At 66.4% G+C, this 21,313-nt stretch carries 24 protein-coding genes and 2 tRNA genes; 22 read left to right on the top strand and 4 right to left on the bottom strand.

The annotated features are described in order from the left end of the window. Positions 1–61: 61 nt before the first annotated feature. On the top strand, positions 62–946 hold the full coding sequence (locus U5S82_04050; GenBank protein MDZ7750829.1) for a hypothetical protein: 885 nt from the start codon (positions 62–64) through the stop codon (positions 944–946). Positions 947–1,062: 116 nt separating this feature from the next. Here U5S82_04050 and U5S82_04045 read toward each other — a convergent pair whose 3' ends face one another. Together U5S82_04045 and U5S82_04040 are read right to left on the bottom strand one after the other, a co-directional pair. Continuing rightward, a complete protein-coding gene (locus U5S82_04045) occupies positions 1,063–1,698 on the bottom strand; it encodes a hypothetical protein (GenBank protein MDZ7750828.1) in 636 nt (211 codons plus the stop codon). Positions 1,699–1,850: 152 nt separating this feature from the next. After that, positions 1,851–1,925 (bottom strand) — tRNA-Glu (locus U5S82_04040). Positions 1,926–2,289: 364 nt separating this feature from the next. Here U5S82_04040 and pcnB point away from each other — a divergent pair. The 5 genes from pcnB to panC are packed head-to-tail and all read left to right on the top strand — an operon-like array spanning position 2,290 to position 5,934. Then, the gene (pcnB, locus tag U5S82_04035) at positions 2,290–3,612 is read left to right on the top strand and encodes a polynucleotide adenylyltransferase PcnB (GenBank protein ID MDZ7750827.1); all 1,323 of its coding nucleotides are present in this window, start codon (positions 2,290–2,292) and stop codon (positions 3,610–3,612) included. After that, positions 3,609–4,103, top strand: a complete 495-nt coding sequence (gene folK / locus U5S82_04030) for a 2-amino-4-hydroxy-6-hydroxymethyldihydropteridine diphosphokinase (protein ID MDZ7750826.1) — start codon at positions 3,609–3,611, stop codon at positions 4,101–4,103. The genes pcnB and folK overlap by 4 nt, the downstream gene beginning before the upstream one ends. A gap of 19 nt (positions 4,104–4,122) precedes the next feature. Further along, a complete protein-coding gene (locus U5S82_04025) occupies positions 4,123–4,248 on the top strand; it encodes a hypothetical protein (GenBank protein MDZ7750825.1) in 126 nt (41 codons plus the stop codon). After that, positions 4,245–5,057 carry a 3-methyl-2-oxobutanoate hydroxymethyltransferase gene (gene panB / locus U5S82_04020; protein MDZ7750824.1) on the top strand — a complete coding sequence of 271 codons (813 nt, stop codon included), beginning with the start codon at positions 4,245–4,247 and terminating at the stop codon, positions 5,055–5,057. The genes U5S82_04025 and panB overlap by 4 nt, the downstream gene beginning before the upstream one ends. Positions 5,058–5,073: 16 nt before the next feature. Then, positions 5,074–5,934, top strand: coding sequence for a pantoate--beta-alanine ligase (panC, locus tag U5S82_04015; GenBank protein ID MDZ7750823.1), 861 nt, complete (start codon positions 5,074–5,076; stop codon positions 5,932–5,934). A 155-nt stretch (positions 5,935–6,089) separates the two neighbouring features. Here panC and cysC read toward each other — a convergent pair whose 3' ends face one another. Next, entirely contained in the window at positions 6,090–6,758 is a 669-nt protein-coding gene (gene cysC / locus U5S82_04010; GenBank protein MDZ7750822.1) for an adenylyl-sulfate kinase, read from the bottom strand. A 231-nt stretch (positions 6,759–6,989) separates the two neighbouring features. After that, positions 6,990–7,076, bottom strand: a tRNA-Leu gene (locus tag U5S82_04005). A 202-nt stretch (positions 7,077–7,278) separates the two neighbouring features. Here U5S82_04005 and queA point away from each other — a divergent pair. From queA to hisC, 16 genes are all read left to right on the top strand, one after another. After that, positions 7,279–8,316 carry a tRNA preQ1(34) S-adenosylmethionine ribosyltransferase-isomerase QueA gene (queA, locus tag U5S82_04000; protein ID MDZ7750821.1) on the top strand — a complete coding sequence of 346 codons (1,038 nt, stop codon included), beginning with the start codon at positions 7,279–7,281 and terminating at the stop codon, positions 8,314–8,316. A gap of 5 nt (positions 8,317–8,321) precedes the next feature. Continuing rightward, complete coding sequence (gene tgt, locus U5S82_03995) at positions 8,322–9,428, top strand: tRNA guanosine(34) transglycosylase Tgt (protein ID MDZ7750820.1); 1,107 nt, start codon at positions 8,322–8,324, stop codon at positions 9,426–9,428. An 80-nt stretch (positions 9,429–9,508) separates the two neighbouring features. After that, a complete protein-coding gene (gene yajC, locus U5S82_03990; protein ID MDZ7750819.1) occupies positions 9,509–9,835 on the top strand; it encodes a preprotein translocase subunit YajC in 327 nt (108 codons plus the stop codon). A gap of 14 nt (positions 9,836–9,849) precedes the next feature. After that, complete coding sequence (gene secD, locus U5S82_03985; protein ID MDZ7750818.1) at positions 9,850–11,709, top strand: protein translocase subunit SecD; 1,860 nt, start codon at positions 9,850–9,852, stop codon at positions 11,707–11,709. A 10-nt stretch (positions 11,710–11,719) separates the two neighbouring features. Then, positions 11,720–12,661, top strand: a complete 942-nt coding sequence (gene secF, locus U5S82_03980; GenBank protein ID MDZ7750817.1) for a protein translocase subunit SecF — start codon at positions 11,720–11,722, stop codon at positions 12,659–12,661. A 34-nt stretch (positions 12,662–12,695) separates the two neighbouring features. Next, the gene (locus tag U5S82_03975) at positions 12,696–13,325 is read left to right on the top strand and encodes a hypothetical protein (protein MDZ7750816.1); all 630 of its coding nucleotides are present in this window, start codon (positions 12,696–12,698) and stop codon (positions 13,323–13,325) included. A gap of 8 nt (positions 13,326–13,333) precedes the next feature. Continuing rightward, complete coding sequence (locus tag U5S82_03970) at positions 13,334–14,203, top strand: ATP-binding cassette domain-containing protein (GenBank protein MDZ7750815.1); 870 nt, start codon at positions 13,334–13,336, stop codon at positions 14,201–14,203. Beyond that, on the top strand, positions 14,200–14,982 hold the full coding sequence (gene mlaE / locus U5S82_03965; protein MDZ7750814.1) for a lipid asymmetry maintenance ABC transporter permease subunit MlaE: 783 nt from the start codon (positions 14,200–14,202) through the stop codon (positions 14,980–14,982). Before U5S82_03970 ends, mlaE begins: the two co-directional genes overlap by 4 nt. Positions 14,983–15,012: 30 nt before the next feature. Continuing rightward, positions 15,013–15,537, top strand: a complete 525-nt coding sequence (gene mlaD / locus U5S82_03960; GenBank protein MDZ7750813.1) for an outer membrane lipid asymmetry maintenance protein MlaD — start codon at positions 15,013–15,015, stop codon at positions 15,535–15,537. Positions 15,538–15,617: 80 nt separating this feature from the next. Continuing rightward, the gene (locus U5S82_03955) at positions 15,618–16,238 is read left to right on the top strand and encodes an ABC transporter substrate-binding protein (GenBank protein ID MDZ7750812.1); all 621 of its coding nucleotides are present in this window, start codon (positions 15,618–15,620) and stop codon (positions 16,236–16,238) included. After that, on the top strand, positions 16,235–16,531 hold the full coding sequence (locus tag U5S82_03950; GenBank protein MDZ7750811.1) for an STAS domain-containing protein: 297 nt from the start codon (positions 16,235–16,237) through the stop codon (positions 16,529–16,531). Before U5S82_03955 ends, U5S82_03950 begins: the two co-directional genes overlap by 4 nt. 92 nt (positions 16,532–16,623) lie before the next feature. After that, positions 16,624–16,863 carry a BolA family protein gene (locus U5S82_03945; protein MDZ7750810.1) on the top strand — a complete coding sequence of 80 codons (240 nt, stop codon included), beginning with the start codon at positions 16,624–16,626 and terminating at the stop codon, positions 16,861–16,863. A 20-nt stretch (positions 16,864–16,883) separates the two neighbouring features. Beyond that, positions 16,884–18,161: a UDP-N-acetylglucosamine 1-carboxyvinyltransferase gene (gene murA / locus U5S82_03940; protein ID MDZ7750809.1), complete on the top strand. Its 1,278-nt coding sequence runs from the start codon at positions 16,884–16,886 to the stop codon at positions 18,159–18,161. Continuing rightward, the gene (gene hisG / locus U5S82_03935) at positions 18,154–18,807 is read left to right on the top strand and encodes an ATP phosphoribosyltransferase (GenBank protein ID MDZ7750808.1); all 654 of its coding nucleotides are present in this window, start codon (positions 18,154–18,156) and stop codon (positions 18,805–18,807) included. The genes murA and hisG overlap by 8 nt, the downstream gene beginning before the upstream one ends. A gap of 4 nt (positions 18,808–18,811) precedes the next feature. Beyond that, a complete protein-coding gene (hisD, locus tag U5S82_03930) occupies positions 18,812–20,107 on the top strand; it encodes a histidinol dehydrogenase (GenBank protein MDZ7750807.1) in 1,296 nt (431 codons plus the stop codon). After that, the gene (gene hisC, locus U5S82_03925; GenBank protein MDZ7750806.1) at positions 20,100–21,194 is read left to right on the top strand and encodes a histidinol-phosphate transaminase; all 1,095 of its coding nucleotides are present in this window, start codon (positions 20,100–20,102) and stop codon (positions 21,192–21,194) included. The genes hisD and hisC overlap by 8 nt, the downstream gene beginning before the upstream one ends. Positions 21,195–21,313 lie beyond the last annotated feature (119 nt).

The following is a 21,313-nucleotide window of genomic DNA, read 5'->3' as shown; positions in this document are numbered from 1 at the left end:
CCGGACAGGCGCGGGCCCGCGAGACTGTGGCGCCGTGGCAAGAACCGTTTAGGGGTTCCGCATGATCCGCTCCTACTCCAAGCGTCTGCTCTCGCCTTTTTCGGGGCAGATGCAGATCGTCGAGGGCCACAGGGTGCGGGCGCTCACCCTGGACGGGGAGCATTGGGAAATGCAGTATCGGCTCCCGCCCGACGCCGAGCAGGAGCGTGAGAACAAGCTCTACGGCAAGCCGATACGCCAGCGTTATGTGCCCATCGCCAGCATCCAGAACGGCCGTACCGAGCGCATGGGGTTGCCCGCCTTCTTCGACCGCGCCCAGGTCGATGGGCAAATCGACGAGCTGGCGGACTACCTGGCCGATGTCGCCCTGCCGTTCCCGGCCGCCGATAACTATGAGTACTGGCTGCTGGACGGCCGCGACGAGGCGCCCCTGGCCCTGATCTTCTCCTGTACCCAGGCCGATGAGATGGCCCTTTACCCGGAGCGGCCGGAGTGGACCGCCTTACCGGCGGCAAGGATGAACATCCCGGCCACCGTCGAGGAACAGCAAGGCGGCATCCCACCGGTGAACTACCGCCTGGAGGGCCTCGTCAACGAACGGGCCGGGCGCCATCCATGTGCCACCTGGTTTCAGCGGCGGGCCGGCGAGACGACGCCGTTTCCGCCGTTACTGGTGTCCGAGGACTGGGACGACGAGGCCGACCGCCAGCTCTGCCAGCGCTATGTGCGGCGCCAGGCACCGCTCTTGCTCATGTTGCATGGCCTGGCTGAAGCCGACCGCTTGCGGTTGGAACAGGCGGCCCGCGACAATGTCATGGAAGTCGAGCGCTTCTATCCGCTGTATCCGGGAGTCGCCGATGAGCAGCTCATGGCGGCCATGCGCGTGGAGGCACGCCTGCGGGGCTCACAACACCACGAACCGCCCATTCATTTGGCACGGATGTAGGTCGGGATTCATCCCGACAATCAAACAGGTTCCTTGGCGTTCTTGGCGAGAGGAAATTCTTCTCTCAACACCCATGAATTCTGCTGACGAGCCTTCTTTTGATGGATGGTGACGATTCAGGAATCGCCGAAGGGGTCATCGGATAGGAGGATGCCGATATAGGGTGCATAGGTCAAAACGGCACCTTGCAGGAGACCGAGGTCATTGAACGCCTCGGCCAGTTGCGCCATACGGGATGGGTTTTGCGGTTCCGACTTGAGTGCTTCCAGCGCCGCGACCAGGGGCCTGATGTCTTCCGCCCCGAGATACTGGTCCAGCATCTGGATCGAGGTCTCCACCCTGTCCACATTGACGTCCTTTCTATGGGTTGCCTTGCGGTCCTGTCCGAAGTCAACAAACTCCGGTGGCTCGTCGACGCTGTTCCCGCCAGGCGCCTGCGGCCTTGTGGCCTGGCCGTCCCCCAAAAAGACGCTATAGGCCTGTGCCCGCCGCTTGAGTTCCTCCACAAAGGCATTGAACTCCGCGGGGTTCGGCTTGTTCAGATACAGCGACAGCAGCGGCCCGCATTTGACGCGGCTATGGAAATGCAGAAAGCCATCCTCGATGACGGGTTCGGGGTTCAGTATCGTGAACACCACGCTCAGCTCCTTTTCCTTGAACGGGGTCTTGATGCGGACAGTCACCGTATCGTCGATGATTTCGAATTCCCGCGTTTCCTTGAAGAGTCGCTTTTGAACGAGTCGGCTGGTCATGGTGGTAAGGGTCCGGGAATGGATAGAATAGCGGCGTTTGGCCGCTTGTCGCCTGCAAAGTGATGAGCCTCCGCAGGAGGCTTGGCATGTGGGCTATGAGGAAAAAATGCTAAAGCCTTCTTGGCGTTCTTGGCGAGAGCAACAAGAAAAAATGGCGTCCCCTAGGGGAATCGAACCCCTGTTACCGGCGTGAGAGGCCGATGTCCTGACCGCTAGACGAAGGGGACGTGGACCTTCGTTACTGCAACGACTCGGGCTTTCCCCTATGCCCATGGTGCCAGGACATGGGCCGTCGAGGCGGTTGTCTCATGGGGAGTCCGAGCAATGTCGATGCGAAGCATCGCGTATTGGCTCGGTACCGCAGCACCCGGTTGCCATGGTGGCGGGGCCGCGGGGTAACGCTTTATTTAAGCGCTGCCCTGAGGGCGTGGTATTATACGCGTCCTGAGTGCCTTCACAAGGTTTCCGTCTGGGCCTGATCTCTGCGCCGACCTTCCGGTTCCGTATGTGCCCCCGCCCGCCTTGACTGAAGGAGGAGTCCTCATCAACTCCGTTTTGAAATCACCCGAGGCCAAGTGAAGAATATCGTTTGTGAACCAGCAAACCCCTAATGCCGCCGACGGCGCCACCGGCGCCCCGCCACGTATCATCCCCCGCGAGGCCCACAACATCTCGCGCAGCAACATCAGCGAGGCTGCCCTCAAGGTGCTCTATCGGCTGAAGAAGGCCGGTTACGAGGGCTTCCTGGTGGGCGGCAGCGTCCGTGACCTGCTGCTCGGCCGTGAGCCCAAGGATTTCGATGTGGCCACCGATGCCGAGCCCGAGGAGGTCAAGGCGCAATTCCGCAACAGCCGGCTCATCGGCCGGCGTTTTCGCCTGGTGCACGTGCGTTTCGGTCAGGAGATTGTCGAAGTCGCCACTTTCCGGGCTCACCACAGCCAGGGGGATGAGGGCGAGTGTGTGGATGGGCGCATCCTGCGGGACAATGTCTACGGTACCCTGGATGAAGATGCCCTGCGCCGGGATTTCACGGTCAACGCCCTCTACTACAACATTCGCGACTTCTCCGTGGTGGACCACACCACGGGTATGGAGGACTTGGAGAACGGTCTGCTGCGCTTCATCGGCGATGCCGAGACGCGCTTACGGGAGGACCCGGTACGCATGTTGCGGGTGGTGAGGTTCGCCGCCAAGCTGGGCTTCCGGGTGGATGGCGAGATCGAGCGACTGATGCCAACGCTGGGGGAACTGCTGGTGGACATTCCGCCGGCCCGGCTGTTCGATGAGGTGCTGAAGCTGTTCCATTACGGCTACGCCCTCGAGACTTTCGAACTGCTGCGCCACTACGACCTCTACCGCCGCCTGTTCCCGGCCAGTGAATCCCTGTTGGCCGAGGAGCAGGAGGGGTTTCCACGACTGCTCATCGCCCATGCCCTGGAGAACACGGACCAGCGGGTACAGGAGGGCAAGGCCGTGAATCCTGCCTTCCTGTTCGCTGCCTTCCTGTGGGAGCCGCTGCGCGAGCGTATGCAACGGCTGGCCGGGGACCTGGGCGAGCAGGAGGCCATGCAGGAGGCGGCGGACGAGGTGCTGGCGGCCCAGGTGAGTCGGGTGGCGTTGCCGCGGCGCTTCAGCGTCATGGTGCGGGAGATCTGGACCCTGCAGCTCCGCCTCACCCGTACCACGGGCAAGCGTCCGAACCTGTTGCTCGGCCACCCGCGCTTTCGCGCGGCCTACGATTTCCTGCTCATTCGCGCCCGGGCGGGGGAGCCGGTGGCGGAGCTGGCGGAGTGGTGGACCCAGTTCCAGGCGTCGGATCCGTCGGCCCAGGAGGCCATGATCGGCAATGCCCCGAAGAAGAACCGCCGCCGCCGCAAGCGCCCGCGCCGGCCCCGTGAAGCCCCCGCGACGTGAGGGACGGGGTCACCGCCTACATCGGCATCGGCGCCAATCTCGAGGGCCCTGCCGGGCGGGTCGCCCAGGCCATTCATGACTTGGACGCCGTGCCTCACACCCGCCTCGAGGCGGCCTCCCGCCGTTACATCGGCCCGCCCATGGGGCCCCCGGACCAGCCCGATTACGTCAACGCCGTGGCCCGCCTGGCCACCGGCCTCGAACCCCACGCCCTGCTCGACGCGCTGCAGGCCCTTGAGCGCGCCAGTGGTCGCCGGCGGGGCGAGGGCGAGCGCTGGGGGCCGCGCCCGCTGGACCTGGATATCCTGCTCTTCGGTGATCGCACCCTGGCGGACGACCGCCTTACCGTGCCCCATCCCGGCGTTCACCTGCGACCCTTCGTCTACGTGCCCCTGCTGGAGATCGCTCCCGCCCTCGTGGTGCCCGGTCTGGGGCCCCTGGCGGCCCTGGTGGGCGACCTCGGGGCCCATGGCCTGACGGCCCTGGACTGAGGCGAGGGGCACCCCGGGAATGCTCATGATCGTCGCCGCGGCTGCCGACTCCGCCTACGTGGCGGAGAACAATGATCGCCGGCCGGAGGCTATACTGGCGCGCCCCAGCACCCGCCATCACTTCAATCCCGGAGTCCTGCCATGACCATCGCCGAGGCCCGGAAGATCACCCTCAGCCACCTGCAACGCGCCCGTGACGCCGGCGAGCGCTTCACTTGTCTCACGGCCTACGACGCGGGGTTCGCGCGCATCCTGGATGATGCCGGGGTGGAGGTGATCCTGGTGGGGGACTCCCTCGGCATGGTGGTGCAGGGATGGGACAGCACCCTGCCGGTGTCCATGGACCATATGGTCTACCACGCCGCCATGGTGTCACGGGCCACCCGCCGGGCCCTGGTGATGGTGGACATGCCCTTCATGAGCTTCGCCACCCCGGAGCAGGCCCTCACCAACGCGGCCCGCCTGATGGCCGAGGGTGGGGCACAGATGGTCAAGCTGGAGGGCACCGCCCGCCAGGCCGAGGTGGTGGCCCGCCTCACGGACAACGGTGTCCCCGTGTGTGCTCATCTGGGGCTGCGGCCCCAGTTCGTCCACAAGCTCGGGGGTTACCGGGTTCAAGGGAGGAATGACGAGACCGCCGCCGCCATGATCGAGGACGCCCGCGCCCTCGAACAGGCGGGTGCCGATGTGCTGCTGGTGGAGAGCGTGCCGTCGTCCCTCGCCGTAGCGCTGCGGGGGGCAGTGAGCGCGCCGGTCATCGGCATCGGTGCCGGGCCTTCCTGCGACGCCCAGGTCCTGGTGCTCTACGATCTACTGGGCATCACCCCGGGCCGTATTCCGCGTTTCGCGAAGGACTACCTGGCCGACGGTGGCACCATTCGCCAGGCGGTGGCCCGCTACGTCGCCGACGTGCGGGGCGGGCGCTTTCCCGACGCCGATCACAGCTTCGATTGACGGACGGCAGGGGCCAGTGGAAATCCTGACCGCGCCGGCGGCGGTACGTGATGACGTGGCCCATGCCCGCGGCCGCGGGGCGTCCGTCGCCCTGGTGCCCACCATGGGGGACCTCCACGACGGTCACCTCTCTCTGGTGACGGCGGGGCGCCGGCGCGCCGATGTCCTGGTGGCGAGCATCTTCGTCAATCCCCTCCAGTTCGGTCCCGGCGAGGATTTTCAGAGTTATCCGCGGGCCCTGGAGCGGGATGCCGGCACCCTCGAGGCCGCCGGGGTGGACCTGCTGTTCGCGCCAACCGCCGAGGCCATCTATCCCCGGGGGCTCGCCGCCACCACCCGGGTCGAGGTGCCGGAACTCACCTCCATCCTGTGTGGCGCGGCGCGTCCCGGCCATTTCACCGGCGTGGCCACCGTGGTGAACATCCTGTTCAACATCGTGCGTCCTGATTTGGCCCTGTTCGGGGAAAAGGATTACCAGCAGTTGCGGATCATCCGGCGCATGGTCGCGGATCTGCAGATGGACGTGGAGGTGGTGGGTCTGCCCACCCGGCGGGCCCCCGACGGCCTGGCGTTGAGTTCCCGCAACCGTTACCTGTCCGTGGCCGAACGTGTCCGGGCCCCGCAACTCTATTACACCCTCAGGGACATCGCCCTGGCCCTGGAACGGGGGGCGCGGGACACCGGCGCCCTGGAGCGGGATGCCGCGGCGCGGCTGGCCGCCGCCGGATTCACGGTGGACTACGTGAGCATCCGCGAGGCCGAGACCCTGGCGTCTCCTGGCCCCGGCACCCGCGCCTTCGTCGTGCTGGGGGCGGCCCGCCTGGGCGCGGCGCGACTCATCGACAACGTCGCCGCCACCGCGGCGAATACGCCTTAGCAAAAACGGAGAAGGCACAATGAACGCCGGCCGTTCTTTAACCTCTCGTAGGTTGGGGTGAGCTTGCGAACCCCAACGGGTATTCACCAGAGTCATCGTTATGTTGGGGTTCGTTCCTCACCCCAACCTACAAGTTACCCATCGATCTACAGAGTTCAGACCGCGGGGCGGGCGCCGTTGACGTTGGTGATGCCCAGTTCCTGGAGCCGCTCGATGATGACCCGGGCGCAACCCGGCGGGTCCATCTGGTCGGCGCGGATGACGATCTCGGGCTCCAGGGGTGGCTCGTAGGGGTCGTCGATGCCGGTGAACATCTTGATCTCCCCGGCCCGGGCGCGCTGATAGAGGCCCTTGGGATCGCGGTCCTCACACACCGCGATGGGGGTGTCCACGAAGATCTCCACGAAGGGCACGTTGGCCTCGTCATGGAGGTCCCGCACCCGGTCGCGGTCCATACGATAGGGCGAGATGAAGCTGGTCATGGTGATGACCCCGGCATCCGCGAACAGGCGTGCCACCTCACCGATGCGGCGGATGTTCTCGGCACGGTCGTCGGCGGAAAAGCCGAGGTTCTTGTTGAGGCCATGGCGCACGTTGTCGCCGTCCAGCACGTAGGGCAGGTAGCCCTGTTCGATGAGCAGGTGCTCCAGGGTGAAGGCGATGGTGCTCTTGCCCGAGGCCGACAACCCGGTAAACCACAGGGTGGCCCCCTTCTGGTTGAGCAGTTGCTCGCGGCTCTCCCTTCCGACGTGGCTGAAGTGCCACGTCACATTGGTGGCCTTCATCTGGCTGGCCGCCTGCCACGCCTGTTCATTATCACTCATGGGATTTCCTTAGGTATCGTCGAGAATCGTCTGCGCATGCCAATCTTGAAGGACGCACGCCCCGTTTCAGGGGCTTTGCGGCAGAACCCCCGCCCACTTGAGGGCCCCTGCCCCCCGCCCCTGTCCCAGGCGGCCCGCACCCAATTCAAAATTCAGAATTAAAAATTGCCCTTTCCCGGCACCCCTGGCCAGGGCCTTTGGCCTGGCCAGGGGTGCCGGGAAAGGGCTGAATGGTACCGAGGGCGGGACTCGAACCCGCAAGGTGTCACCACCGGTGGATTTTGAGTCCACTGCGTCTACCAGTTCCGCCACCTCGGCGCTAACTCTCATGGCGATACGCGCCGCCCAAGATGATGACAGAGGAGCGCGTATCGCCATGTTCGTTCCCTCACCCCATCCCTCTCCCAGAGGGAGAGGGGGAGTTCGTGCTTCGCGACTTTCACGTTACGCGCGAGTATAGGGGGTGCCGGGCCCGCGGGCAAAGCCTGCACCCGACCGGCTTCTGGTACCATCGCGCGCCATGTTGACCTCCGATTTCACTTTCCACCTGCCGCCCGAGCTCATCGCCCAGCGCCCCCTGGCGCAGCGGGCGGCCAGCCGCCTGCTGGTGCTTGAGCCGGCGCCGGCCGGTCCGCGGCACCGCTTGTTCACGGATCTGCCCGAGATTCTGGGCCGCGACGACCTGCTGGTGTTGAACGATACCCGGGTGATCCCCGCGCGCCTGCTGGGGGTCAAGGACAGCGGTGGCCGGGTGGAAGTGCTGGTGGAGCGCATCCTCGACGAGGACCGCGTGCTGGCCCATGTGCGTGCCAGCAAGCCACCCCGGCCCGGCAGCCTGCTGCGTCTCGAGGGCGCCATCGACCTGCGGGTCACGGGGCGCCGTGACGACCTCTTCGAGCTCGCCCATGAGGGCCCCGGGGCCATGGCGGATCTGCTGCAACGCCACGGCCGTATCCCCCTGCCGCCCTACATCGAGCGCGCCGCCGAGGCGGCGGACAGGGAACGCTATCAGACCGTCTATGCCAGCCGGGACGGCGCGGTGGCCGCCCCCACCGCAGGCCTACACTTCACCACAGACATGTTGCGGCAGCTCCGCGAGGCGGGGGTGGAGACCGCCACCGTGACCCTGCACGTGGGGGCGGGCACCTTCCAGCCGGTGCGCGTTTCGGACATCGGTGCCCATCGCATGCATACGGAGCGCCTGGAGGTGGGACCCGAGGTGGTGGCGGCGGTGGCCCGCGCCCGGTCCCGGGGTGGGCGGGTGGTGGCCGTGGGGACCACGGTGGTGCGGGCCCTGGAGGCGGCGGCTCAGGGGGGGGCACTGGTCCCCCGCAGCGGGGAGACGGACATATTCATCTACCCGGGCTTCGATTTCCGGGTGGTGGATGCCCTGGTGACCAACTTCCATCTGCCGGAGTCCACCCTGCTCATGCTGGTGTGCGCCTTCGCCGGCCGCCGGCGGGTGCTGGAGGCCTACCGGGCGGCGGTGGCGGAGCGCTACCGATTCTTCAGCTACGGCGATGCCATGTTCCTGGCACGCAGCGCCGACGCCGCCTGAAGACCATGGATTTCACCGTCACCGCCACCGATGGCGCCGCCCGCCACGGCCGTCTCGTGTTCGGCCGCGGCGTGGTGGAGACCCCCGCCTTCATGCCCGTGGGCACCTACGGCACCGTGAAGTCCGTCACCCCGGAGGAAGTGCGGGAGACCGGGGCGCAGATCCTGCTGGGCAACACCTTTCATCTCATGTTGCGGCCTGGCACCAGCGTGATCCGGGCCCATGGCGGCCTCCATGGGTTCATGCACTGGGACGGCCCCATCCTCACCGATTCCGGCGGTTTTCAGGTGTGGAGCCTGGCCGGGCGGCGCCGGCTCACGGAGGCGGGGGTGCATTTCCAGTCGCCGGTGGACGGCAGCCCGGTGTTCCTGGGGCCGGAGGAGTCCATGGCGGTGCAGCGGGCCCTGGGCGCGGACGTGGTGATGGCCTTCGACGAGTGCACCCCCTATCCCGCCAGTCGTGACGAGGCGGCGGCGTCCATGGAGCTGTCCCTGGGGTGGGCGGCGCGTTGCCGCAGCACCCACGGCGACGGCCCGGGGGCATTGTTCGGCATCGTCCAGGGGGGCATGTATGCGGACCTACGGGCGGCCTGCCTGGAGGGACTGATGGACATGGGTTTCGACGGTTACGCCCTCGGCGGCCTGTCGGTGGGGGAGCCCAAGGAGGAGATGCTGCGGGTGGTGGCGGAAACGGCCCCCCTGATGCCCGCGACCCGGCCCCGCTACCTGATGGGGGTGGGCACCCCCGCGGATCTGGTGGCGGCGGTGAGCCGCGGCATGGACATGTTCGACTGTGTCATGCCCACCCGCAACGCCCGCAATGGCCACCTGTTCACCCGCCACGGCGTCGTCCGGCTGCGCAATGCCCGCTACCGCGACGACACGGGGCCCGTGGAAGAAGGCTGCCGCTGCTACACCTGCCGTCACTACAGCCGCGCCTACCTGCATCACCTGGACCGCAGCCGCGAGATCCTCGGGTCCCGCCTCAACACCATTCATAATCTTCATTACTATCAGGGGCTCATGGCCGGTCTGCGGGATGCCATCGCCACCGGGACCCTGGCCTCCTTCGCCGCGGAATTCCACCGTGACCAGGCGTCCGGGGGGCCATGATCAATCCCCCGTTCACCGGATCATCCATCAATGTATAATCGCGGGTTTTCAATCCTCGTCAACCGCAGTGGGAGAGGTTTATGGATTTTCTGATCAACGACGCGTATGCCCAGGGTTCGGGGGCGGGTGCACCCGGCATGGGGGACTTCGTGTTCCTCATCCTGCTGTTCGTCATTTTCTATTTTCTGCTGCTAAGGCCCCAGATGAAGAAGGCCAAGCAGCACAGGCAACTGGTGTCAGAACTCTCGAAGGGTGACGAGGTGGTGACGGTGGGCGGGATGCTGGGGCGCATCACCAACGTCGGTGACGATTTCATCACCCTGGAGATTGCCGAGGGCCTGGAGGTGAAGGTACAGCGCCAGTCGGTGGCCTCGGCCATGCCCAAGGGCACCATCAAGGCCGCTTAAGGCCAGGGTCCCTCATGCTCAACCACTACCCCCTGTGGAAGTACCTGCTCATCCTGGCGGTGGCCCTCATCGGCCTGTTGTTCGCCCTGCCGAACCTTTATGGCGAGGACCCGGCCCTCCAGGTCTCGGGGGGGCGGGGCGCCCCCATGGACGAGACCGTCCGGGAGCGGGTGGTTTCCATGGTGACCGCCGCGGGCCTCGAACCCACGGAAGTGACATTGGAAGAGGCTAGATTACAGCTACGGTTCCGCAACGCCGATGAGCAGCTCGCGGCCCAGGCGGCGGTGGAGGCAGGCCTGGGGAACGACTACGTGGTGGCCCTCAATCTGGCGCCCTCCGCGCCGGAGTGGCTGACTTCCATGGGTGCCCTGCCCATGTACCTGGGCCTCGACCTGCGGGGAGGCGTCCATTTCCTCATGGAGGTGGACATGGAGGCGGCCGTGACCCAGGCGGAAGAGCGCTTCGTGGGGGACCTGCGCACCCTGATGCGCAAGGACAAGGTGCGCTACAAGACCGTCACCCTGCAGGAGGAGGGTGGCATCCTGGTGCGTTTCAGGAAGGAGGACGAACGGGACGTCGCCGCCACCCTCATCGGTCGTGAGATGGATGACCTGGTGGTGACCGAGGATGAGGAGGGGGCCGAGTTCAATCTCCGCCTCGCCCTCTCGGAGACGGCCACCCGGGAGCTCAAGCGCTTCGCCCTGCAGCAGAACATCACCACCCTGCGCAACCGCGTCAACGAACTCGGGGTGGCGGAGCCGGTGATCCAGCAGCAGGGCCTCGAGCGCATCGTGGTGCAGCTGCCCGGCGTCCAGGACCCCGCCCGCGCCAAGGATATCCTCGGGGCCACGGCCACCCTGGAGTTCCGCGCCGTCGATATGGAGGGCAACGTCCAGGATGCCCTCGATGGCCGGGTGCCGGTGGGGTCCAAGCTCTACCGTCACCGTGACGGATCGCCGATCCTGCTCGAGAAGCGCGTGATCCTCACCGGCGATCACATCACCTTCGCCAAATCCGGCATCGACAGCCGCGACGGCAGCCCCATGGTGAACATCCGCCTCGACGGTCGCGGCGGGCGCATCATGAACGACTTCACCAAGAACAACATCGGCAACCTCATGGCGGTGGTGTTCATCGAGAACAAGGTCACCACCCGCATGCGGGACGGCGAGCCGGTGAAGATCAAGCAGACCATCGAGGAGGTGATCAACGCCGCGCGCATCCGCGAGCAGTTCGCCGCCAATTTCCAGATTACGGGCCTCGACAGCACCGAGGAGGCCCGGGACCTGTCCCTGCTGCTGCGCGCCGGTGCGCTGGCCGCCCCCATCGAGATCATCGAGGAGCGCACGGTGGGCCCGAGCCTGGGTCAGGAGAACATCGAACAGGGCTTCCGCTCGGTGATGGTGGGATTCGTGCTGGTGCTGGTGTTCATGGCCGTCTACTACCGGGTGTTCGGGCTGGTGGCCAACCTGGCCCTGGCCATGAACCTGGTGCTCATCGTCGCCGTGCTGTCCATGCTCCAGGCCACCCTGACGTTGCCGGGCATCGCCGGCATCGTCCTCACCGTGGGCATGGCGGTGGACGCCAACGTGCTGATATTCCAGCGTATCCGTGAGGAAATCCACAACGGCAACACGCCCCAGGCGGCCATCCACTCGGGCTACCAGAAGGCGGTATCCACCATCGCCGATGCCAACATCACCACCCTCATCGCGGCGGTGGTGCTGTTCGGTTTCGGCACCGGCCCCATCAAGGGCTTCGCCATCACCCTGTCCATCGGCATCATCACTTCCATGTTTACGGCCATCATGGGCACGCGGGCGGTGATCAACCTCATCTATGGCGGGCGCCGTGTGGCCCGCCTGTCCATCTAGGCCATCCGCCATGCGATTGTTCAAGACCACCCCCACTTTCGACTTCATGGGCAGGCGCCGAACGGCCTTCTTGGTCTCGGGGGTCTTGCTGCTGGTGAGCGTGGCCTCCCTGGCGGTGCAGACCCTCAACTTCGGCATCGATTTCACCGGCGGCACCCTGGTGGAGGTGGGATACGAGCGGCCGGTGGAACTGGAGCCCGTGCGTGAGCGGTTGGCCGAGGCCGGCTTCACCGATGCTGTGGTGCAGCATTTCGGCACCGCCCGGGACGTGCTCATCCGTCTGGCACCGCGGGAGGCCCTGTCCCAAGCGGAGCTCAGCGACCAGGTGATCGGCATCCTCAGACGGGACGCCTCCAACCCGGTGGAGTTGCGACGGGTGGCGTTCGTGGGCCCCCAGGTGGGCGATGAACTCACGGAGCAGGGCGGGCTGGCCATGCTCGCGGCCCTGGGAGGCATCCTCATCTACGTCATGGTGCGCTTCGAGTACCGTTTCGCCCTGGGGGCGGTGGCCGCCCTGGCCCACGACGTGCTGATCGTCCTGGGCCTGTTCTCGGTATTCCAGCTGGAGTTCGATCTCACGGTGCTGGCGGCGGTGCTGGCGGTCATCGGCTATTCCCTCAACGATACCATCGTGGTGTTCGACCGCGTGCGGGAGAACTTCCGCAAGATGCGCAAGGGCAGTCCGGCCGAGGTCATCAACCGCTCCCTCAACGAGACCCTGTCCCGCACCATCATGACGTCCCTGACCACGCTACTGGTGTTGGTGGCGCTGTTCTTCCTGGGGGGAGAGCTGATTCACAGTTTCGCCACGGCCCTCATCATGGGCGTCATCATCGGCACCTACTCCTCCCTGTACGTGGCGAGCCCCGTGACCCTGGCTTTGGGGGTGAGCAAGGCCGATCTCATGCCGCCCAAGAAGGAAGGCGCCGAGGCGGTGGACGACCGTCCCTGAGGGAGGACGGTGCAGGGACCCGTCGCTTGAGCCCGTGACCATCGTCGTCGGCAGCATCGGCTGGGATCACGACCACTGGGCGGGGTCCTTCTATCCCCCGGACCTGCCCCGGGAATGGCGTCTCGGCTACTATGCCAACGAGTTCCGCGCCGTCCTGGTGCCCGGCCATCGCTTCGCCGCGACCGATGTGGGGCAGGTGGAGAGTTGGCTGCAGGACGTCCCCCCCGGGTTCGCCTTCTGGGTGGAGGTGGCTCCGGCGGCCCTGGTCCGGGTCGGGCCCGGGCTGCGCGCCCTCGGGCCCTGCCTCGGCGGCGTGGTGGCGTCGTCTCCGCCCGCGCCGGGCTGGCTTGACGCCCTGGGGGCCTGGGCGGCACCCCGGGCGGTGTGCGCAATGCCTTATACCGGGGGCGATGGCCTACCCGCGGGTGGGCCCGATGCGCCCGCGGCGGCCTTCATCTGCGACGCCGGTGGTGAGGTTCACCAACCCTGCGCGGTCCTGAGGTTCCCGGAGGCGCCGTCCGATAACCGGCATCTCGCCGCCCATCTGCAGGCCTTCGCGGCGGCCACGGAGGGCAGACCTGCGCTGGCATGCTTCCCGGCGTCGTCGCGGGCGCCCCAATCCATGGCGCAGGTCCAGATCATCATCGACCTGTTGGGGGCCTGAAAGCGTCGATGAAAGCCGGAGAGATCGTGACCACCAGTGACCCGACAACCCCCGAGGCCGACCCGACCGCCGCCGGCGGCGCCCTGGTGGTGATCCGTGGCCTGTGTTTCTCCCGTGGTCCACGGGTCATTTTCGATAACGTGGATCTGGCCATTCCCGAGGGCCGGGTGACGGCTATCATGGGCCCCAGCGGCACCGGCAAGACCACCCTGCTCAAGCTCATCGGCGGCCAGCTGCGCCCCGATGCAGGCACCATCGAGGTGGACGGCCAGGACGTCCACCGCCTGTCCCGGGACGGCCTCTATGCCCTGCGCAAGCGCATGGGGATGCTGTTCCAGAGCGGCGCGCTGCTCACGGATCTCGACGTGTTCGACAACGTCGCCTATCCCCTGCGCGAGCATACCGGCCTGCCTGAGTCCATCATCCGCGACATCGTGCTCATGAAGCTGGAAGCGGTGGGCCTGCGCGGGGCGCGAAACCTCGAGACCCGCGAGTTGTCCGGCGGCATGGCACGCCGGGTGGCCCTGGCCCGCGCCATCGCCCTGGATCCCATGATGATCATGTATGACGAGCCCTTCACCGGACAGGACCCCATCTCCCTGGCCACCCTGGTGAAGCTCATCCGGGAATTGAACGACATCATCGGGCTCACCAGCGTGGTGGTCTCCCACGATGTGGAGGAGACGGCGGCCATTGCCGATTACGTCTACGTGCTGTCGGGCGGTCGGGTGGTGGGGGAGGGCACGCCCGAAGCCTTGGCCCGCACCGATTCACGCTGGGTGCGCCAGTTCCTCGAGGGCCTGCCGGACGGACCGGTGCCTTTTCACTATCCGGCGCGCGACTACGTGGAAGACCTGATGGCCGGGGAAGAGGGTTGATAGAACTGCTACGGCGCTTGGGACGCGGCGGGCTCGGGTTCTTCGAGCGCCTCGGGCGGGCCCATCTGTTCCTCGCCCGAGTGTTGTGGGGACTGGGAGAATTGTATCCCCGCGCCGGTCTGGTGGTGGCCCAGCTGTGGTCCGTGGGGGTGTTGTCCCTGCTCATCATCGTGGTCTCCGGGCTGTTCGTGGGCATGGTGCTGGGGCTCCAGGGCTACAACACCCTGGTGGACTTCGGAGCCGAGGAGTCCCTGGGGGTGGTGGTGGCCCTGTCCCTGGTGCGGGAACTGGGTCCGGTGGTGTCGGCGCTGCTGTTCGCGGGGCGGGCGGGCTCGGCGCTCACGGCCGAGATCGGGCTGATGAAGGCCACCGAGCAGCTAGCGGGTATGGAGATGATGGCGGTGGACCCCCTGCGGCGGGTGGTGGGTCCCCGTTTCTTGGCGGGGTGGCTGTCCCTGCCCCTGCTGGCGGCCATCTTCAGCGCCACGGGCGTACTCGGTGGCTACTTCGTCGGGGTGGGTCTGCTGGGTGTGGACGACGGCGCCTTCTGGTCCCAGATGCAGTCCAAGGTGGATTTGCGTGATGACGTGTTCAATGGTGTGATAAAGAGCATCGTTTTCGGCTTCGTGGTGACTTGGATAGCGGTCTTCGAGGGGTATGATTGTGTGCCCACGTCGGAGGGTGTCGGGCGCGCCACCACGCGTACGGTGGTCCACTCGGCGCTGGCGGTGCTGGGGCTGGATTTCGTGCTCACGGCGCTGATGTTCAACGAGGTTTAACGTGAAAGTCGGGAGAGTTAGGACAGGCGGATGGTGAATACCAAGATGGTCGAGGTGGGCGTAGGGGTGTTCGTGGCCCTGGGACTGGCGGCTCTGTTCATGCTCGCCATGCACGTGAGCAACCTGGCCCTGTCGGACGGCAGCGGTGATGGCTACGAGGTCGTCGCCTATTTCGATAACGTCGGCGGGCTCAAGGTGCGTTCGCCGGTCACCATGGCGGGGGTCAACGTGGGACGCGTGCGGGCCATTGAGTTCGATGACCGCACCTACCAGGCGCGGGTGACCATGGGTATCGGCGCCCGCTATGACAAGATCCCCGCCGACACCATGGCAAACATATTCACCGCCGGTCTGCTGGGCGAGCAATACGTCGCCCTGGACGCCGGCGGTGACGACAACTATATGAAGGACGGCGATGAGATCCTGATCACCCAGTCCGCTTTGGTGCTCGAACAGATCGTGGGGCAGTTCCTCTACAGCCAGGCCGCCGACGGGCCGGCCGCACCACCGGCCGGGACGGGTGATTTCGACCCCCAGGATCCCTTCGCACCCTGAGGCCGGCCCGACTGCGCCCGCTATGCGATGGCCCGGGTGGCAGCGGTCCGGCATCCATGTACCTTTGGCAGAAAAACATTATGAGCATGTCCCGATTGATTGCAGGCGTTTCCCTCTTCCTGTTGCTATGGGGGGGCTCCGCGGTCGCCGGCCCGCCCGTGCACGAGGCGGCGCGCCTGGTGAAAGAGACCGCGGACCGGGTGATAAGCCAGGTCAGGGCGGATCGCGAGGCCCTGGTGAAGAACGAGGCCCTGATCCACGAACTCGTAAACGAGGTGGTGCTACCTCACTTCGATTTCGAGCGCATGTCCAAGTGGGTACTCGGCCGTTACTGGCGTGAGGCGTCGCCGGAGCAACGGGAGCGCTTCGAGCAGGAGTTCAGGCAACTGCTGGTGAAGACCTATGCCACGGCCCTCACCGAGTATTCCGATCAGGAGATCGAATACCTGCCGGTGCGGGTGCGTACCGAGGGCGAAGACGTGCTGGTACGCACGGAGGTCCGGCAGGGTGGCGGCTACACCATCCCCATCAGTTACAACATGCATCGCAACGATGGCAGATGGATGGTCTACGATGTCACCATTGAGGGGGTGAGCCTGGTGAGCAACTATCGGTCGTCCTTCGCCGGCCAGATCCGATCCCACGGCATCGACAGGCTCATCGCCATGCTGGCCGAGCGCAATCAAAGTCTGGATCGGTGAGCGTGGTGGAGGTGCGGGATGCCGAAGGCGACTGGTTCGAGGTCAAGGGCCCGCTGCAGTTCGCCACCGTGCCCGATGTGTGGCGCTCGTCCCTGGCCTTGTTCTCGGGGCGTCACCGGCGGCTGGTGTTCGATCTGGCGGGCGTGACCCGCGCCGACAGTGCTGGGCTTGCCCTGCTGGTGGAGTGGATGCGCGAGGCGCACAAGCGGGATATGGAGGTCCATTTCACCAACATTCCCGCCCAGATGGAGGCCATCGCCCGGGCCAGCAACCTGCGCGAACTCCTGCCCTGAGGTTACAATCCGCGCCGTTGACCTCATGAATCCGTCCCGTCATGCCGTTGGCGAGTCACGGCGGCACCCTACTCAACCCGGTTGGAAGTACTATGAATGAAGAACAGATCAAGGCCCTCCTCGAGCAGGGTCTCCCCGGCTGTCAGGTCACCGTGGGCGGCGACGGCCGCCACTTCGAGGCGGTGATCGTGAGCGAGCAGTTCGCGGGCAAGTCCGTGCTCCAGCAACACCGCATGGTCTATGATGCCCTCGGGGACAGCTTCCAGACAGACGCCATCCATGCCCTGTCCTTCAAGACCCTGACGCCCGCAGAGGCGGCAGCCAGGGACTGAATTCGCCCGCGACGAATCCCATGGACAAACTGATCATCAGTGGTGGTGTGCCCCTGGCGGGACAGATCCGCATATCCGGTGCCAAGAACGCGGCGCTGCCCATCCTCGCGGCCACCCTGCTGGCCGATGGCCCCATGCGCGTGGCCAACGTGCCCCATCTCCACGACATCACCACTACCATGGAGTTGCTCGGACGTATGGGGGTGCAGTTGGTGGTGGACGAGCGCATGGTGATCGAGGCCGATAGCTCCACCATCACGGACTTTTTCGCTCCCTACGAACTGGTCAAGACCATGCGGGCCTCCATCCTCGTGCTCGGTCCCCTGCTGGCCCGCTTCGGCAAGGCCGTGGTATCCCTGCCCGGCGGTTGCGCCATCGGTACGCGCCCGGTCAATCTTCATCTGGACGGGCTGGCGAAGATGGGTGCCGACATCTCCGTCGACCAGGGCTATATCCACGCCTCGGCCAAGCGCCTGAAGGGGGCCCACCTGTTCCTCGATCAAGTGACGGTGACGGGCACCGAGAACCTCATGATGGCGGCCACCCTGGCCGCGGGGACCACGGTCATCGAGAACGCCGCCAAGGAGCCGGAGGTGGTGGACCTGGCCAACTGTCTCAATGCCATGGGGGCCGACGTCGAGGGAGCCGGCACCGATACCGTCACCATCCATGGCGTGGACGTGCTCAACGGCACCGCCTATGACATCCTGCCTGATCGGATAGAGAGCGGCACCTATCTGGTGGCGGCGGCCATTACCCGGGGTTCCATTCGCATCCTCGATACGCGGCCCGCTACGCTGGATGCGGTGCTGGAGAAGGTCGATGAGGCCGGCGCCCGTCTCAACGTCGGTGCGGACTGGGTTGAACTGGACATGGAGGGCCGGCGGCCGCGGGCGGTGGACATACGTACGGCCCCCTATCCCGCCTTTCCCACGGACATGCAGGCTCAGTTCACGGCCATGAATGCCGTGGCGGCGGGCACGGGCCTCATCTCCGAGACCGTATTCGAGAACCGTTTCATGCACGTCCAGGAACTGCAACGCATGGGGGCCGACATTCGCGTGCAGGGCAACACCGCCGTCACCCAGGGGGTGGAGAAACTCACGGGGGCGCCGGTGATGGCCACCGATCTACGGGCTTCGGCCTCCCTGGTGCTGGCCGGCCTGGTGGCCAGGGGGGACACGGTGGTGGACCGCATCTATCACATCGACCGGGGGTATGAATGCATCGAAGAGAAACTGGCCCAACTCGGTGCCCGCATTCGCCGGGTGCCCGGCTGGGGGGACGGGGATGACTGATCCGCGGTCTTTGACCATCGCTCTGTCCAAGGGGCGGATCTTCGAGGAGACCCTGCCGCTGCTGGAGCGGGTGGGTATCAGGCCCACCGACGATCCGGAGACCAGCCGCAAGCTCATCCTCGACACCAATGAGCCCCATATCAAGCTGGTGATCATCCGCGCCTCCGACGTCCCCACCTACGTGGAGTACGGCGCTGCCGATCTCGGGGTGGCCGGCAAGGACGTGCTCATGGAGCACTCGGGGGAGGGGCTCTACGAGCCTCTGGACCTCAATATCGCGCGCTGCCGCCTCATGGTGGCGGGGCGGCCCGGTGCCGCCGACGGCCCCGGCAGGCTGCGGGTGGCGACCAAGTATGTGCACTCCGCCCGTGCCTTCTTTGCCGCCAAGGGGATGCAGGCGGAGGTGATCAAGCTTTATGGGTCCATGGAACTGGCCCCCATCGTGGGCCTGGCGGATTGCATCGTGGACGTGGTGGATACCGGCAACACCCTCAGGGCCAACGGCCTGGTGCCCCTGGAGCATATCGCCGATATCAGCTCCCGGCTGGTGGTGAACCGCGCATCCATGAAGATGAAACATGAGGCCGTCAAAAGCTTCATCGCCGCCATGCGTGCGGCGGTGGCCGGCGGCCCGGGAGCGGGCTAGACCAATGCAGCGACTCGATATCGCGGAGGTGGATTTCTGGGACCGTCTCGACGGCTTGTTGAGCTGGGACGGCGAGGCGGACCGGTCGGTGAACCGTCGGGTGGCGGACATCCTGGCGGACGTGCGCCACCGCGGCGACGCTGCGGTGATGGAGTACACCAACCGCTTCGACCGCCGTGACGTGACCGCCATGGCCGACCTGGTCATCGGTCCCGAGCGGTTGGCGGCGGCCCTCGAGGCCATTCCCGCGGATCTCCGGGAGGCCCTGGAGACGGCCGCGGCCCGGGTGCGGGCCTACCACGAGCACCAGCGCCTGGAATCCTGGCGCTACGAGGAGGCCGATGGCACCGTGCTGGGCCAGCAGGTGACCCCTTTGGACCGGGTGGGACTCTACGTTCCCGGCGGCAAGGCCGCCTATCCCTCGTCGGTGCTGATGAACGCCATCCCCGCCCAGGTGGCGGGGGTGGAGGAGATCCTCATGGTGGTGCCGGCTCCCGACGGCGAGCTCAGCGAACTGGTGCTGGCGGCGGCGGCGGTGGCCGGCGTCGACCGTGCGGTGACGGTGGGCGGCGCCCAGGCGGTGGCGGCCCTGGCCTACGGCACCGCCACTATCCCGGCGGTGGACAAGATCGTGGGCCCCGGCAACATCTACGTGGCCACCGCCAAGCGCATGGTCTTCGGCACCGTGGGCATCGACATGGTGGCGGGACCCTCGGAGATCCTGGTGGTGTGCGACGGCGCCACCGATGCCGACTGGATCGCCATGGATCTGTTCTCCCAGGCGGAACACGACGAGGACGCCCAGGCCATCCTGGTGTCCCCGGACGGTGCCTTCCTCGATGCCGTCGAGGAGGCGGTGGCGCGTCTCATGCCCGGCATGGAGCGGGCCGCCATCATCGGGGCCTCCATGGCGGCCCGGGGCGCCCTCATCCGGGTGGCGGACATGGCGGATGCGGTACGGGTGGCCAACCATATCGCCCCCGAGCACCTGGAGCTGTCGGTGGCCGATCCCGAGGCCATGCTGCTCTCCATCCGCCATGCCGGGGCCATCTTCATGGGGCGCTACACCGCCGAGGCCCTGGGGGATTACTGTGCGGGTCCCAACCATGTGCTGCCCACCTCCCGCACGGCACGCTTCTCCTCGCCCCTGGGGGTCTACGACTTCCAGAAACGCTCCAGCATCATCATGTGCTCGGCGGCTGGCGCCGACGTCCTCGGACGGGTGGCTTCACGGCTGGCCCGGGGCGAGGGGCTCACTGCCCATGCCCGCTCAGCCGAGTACCGGGTGCGGGATGACTGAGGCCGAGCGCCTGGTCCGCAACCTGGTACAGCCGCGGTTGCGGGAACGGGACGCCTACCACGTCCCCGACGCCGGCGGCCTGATCAAGCTGGACGCCATGGAGAACCCCTGGCCGTGGCCCGGGGAACTGGCCGGGGCCTGGCTAAAAGAACTCAAGGCGGCGCCGGTGAATCGCTATCCCGACGCCACCGCCCGCCGCCTGGTGGCGCGCCTGCGCGCCACCATGAAGGTGCCACCGGCGGCCGCCCTGCTGCTGGGCAATGGCTCCGATGAACTCATCCAGATCATCCTCATGGCGGTGGCGGGCAGCGGGCGCGCGGTGATGTCGCCCGAGCCCTCCTTCGTCATGTACCGGCTGTTGGCCGAGACGTTGGGTTTCCGCTATGTGCCCGTGGCCCTGGCCGCCGATGACTTCGGCCTCGACATGGACGCCATGCTGGCGGCCATACGCATCGAGCAGCCGGCGGTCATCTTCCTGGCCTATCCCAACAACCCCACGGGCAACCTGTTCCCCCGGGAACAGGTGGAGCGCATCCTGGCGGCCGCGCCGGGGCTGGTGGTGGTGGATGAGGCCTATACGCCGTTTGCCGGCGCCTCTTTCCTGGAGGACGTGGCCCATCACCCCAACCTGCTGGTGATGCGCACCGTATCCAAGCTCGGCCTCGCCGGCCTGCGCCTGGGCTGGCTGGCGGGACCAGGGGCCTGGGTGACGCAACTGGACAAGGTGCGCCTGCCCTACAACATCAACGTCTTGACCCAGCTGAGCGCCGACTTCGCCCTGCGCCACTACGATGTGCTGGAGGCCCAGGTGGCCGGCCTGCGGCAGCAGCGGGAGTTGCTCACGACGGAACTGGAGGCCCTCTCGGGGCTGTGGGTGTGGCCGAGCCGGGCCAATTTCCTGCTCTTCCGTACGCCCCCCGGGAGGGCACGATCGATATTCGAAGGACTCAAGGCCCGCGGCGTGCTGGTGAAGTGTCTGGATGGCGCGGGCCCGATGTTGGCCGACTGCCTGCGGGTGACCGTGTCCACCCCGGCAGAGAACCGCGCCTTCCTCACCGCCCTCGAGGATGCCCTGGCCGGGGGCTGAGGTGGTTGCCATCGCCTGGCCGAAGGGGCGGGGGCGTGATCCGGAAGGGGAACGGTGTCGTAACCGGCGCTTGACGAAAATGGCAACTTCGACCATCCTATTTGGCTATTTTAAGAATG

The sequence above is a fragment of the Gammaproteobacteria bacterium genome (genome assembly GCA_034522055.1).
Classification (GTDB): Bacteria; Pseudomonadota; Gammaproteobacteria; order JAABTG01; family JAABTG01; genus JAABTG01.
Note: the sequence above shows the minus strand (reverse complement) of the source record. Positions and strands in the feature narration are given on the sequence as shown.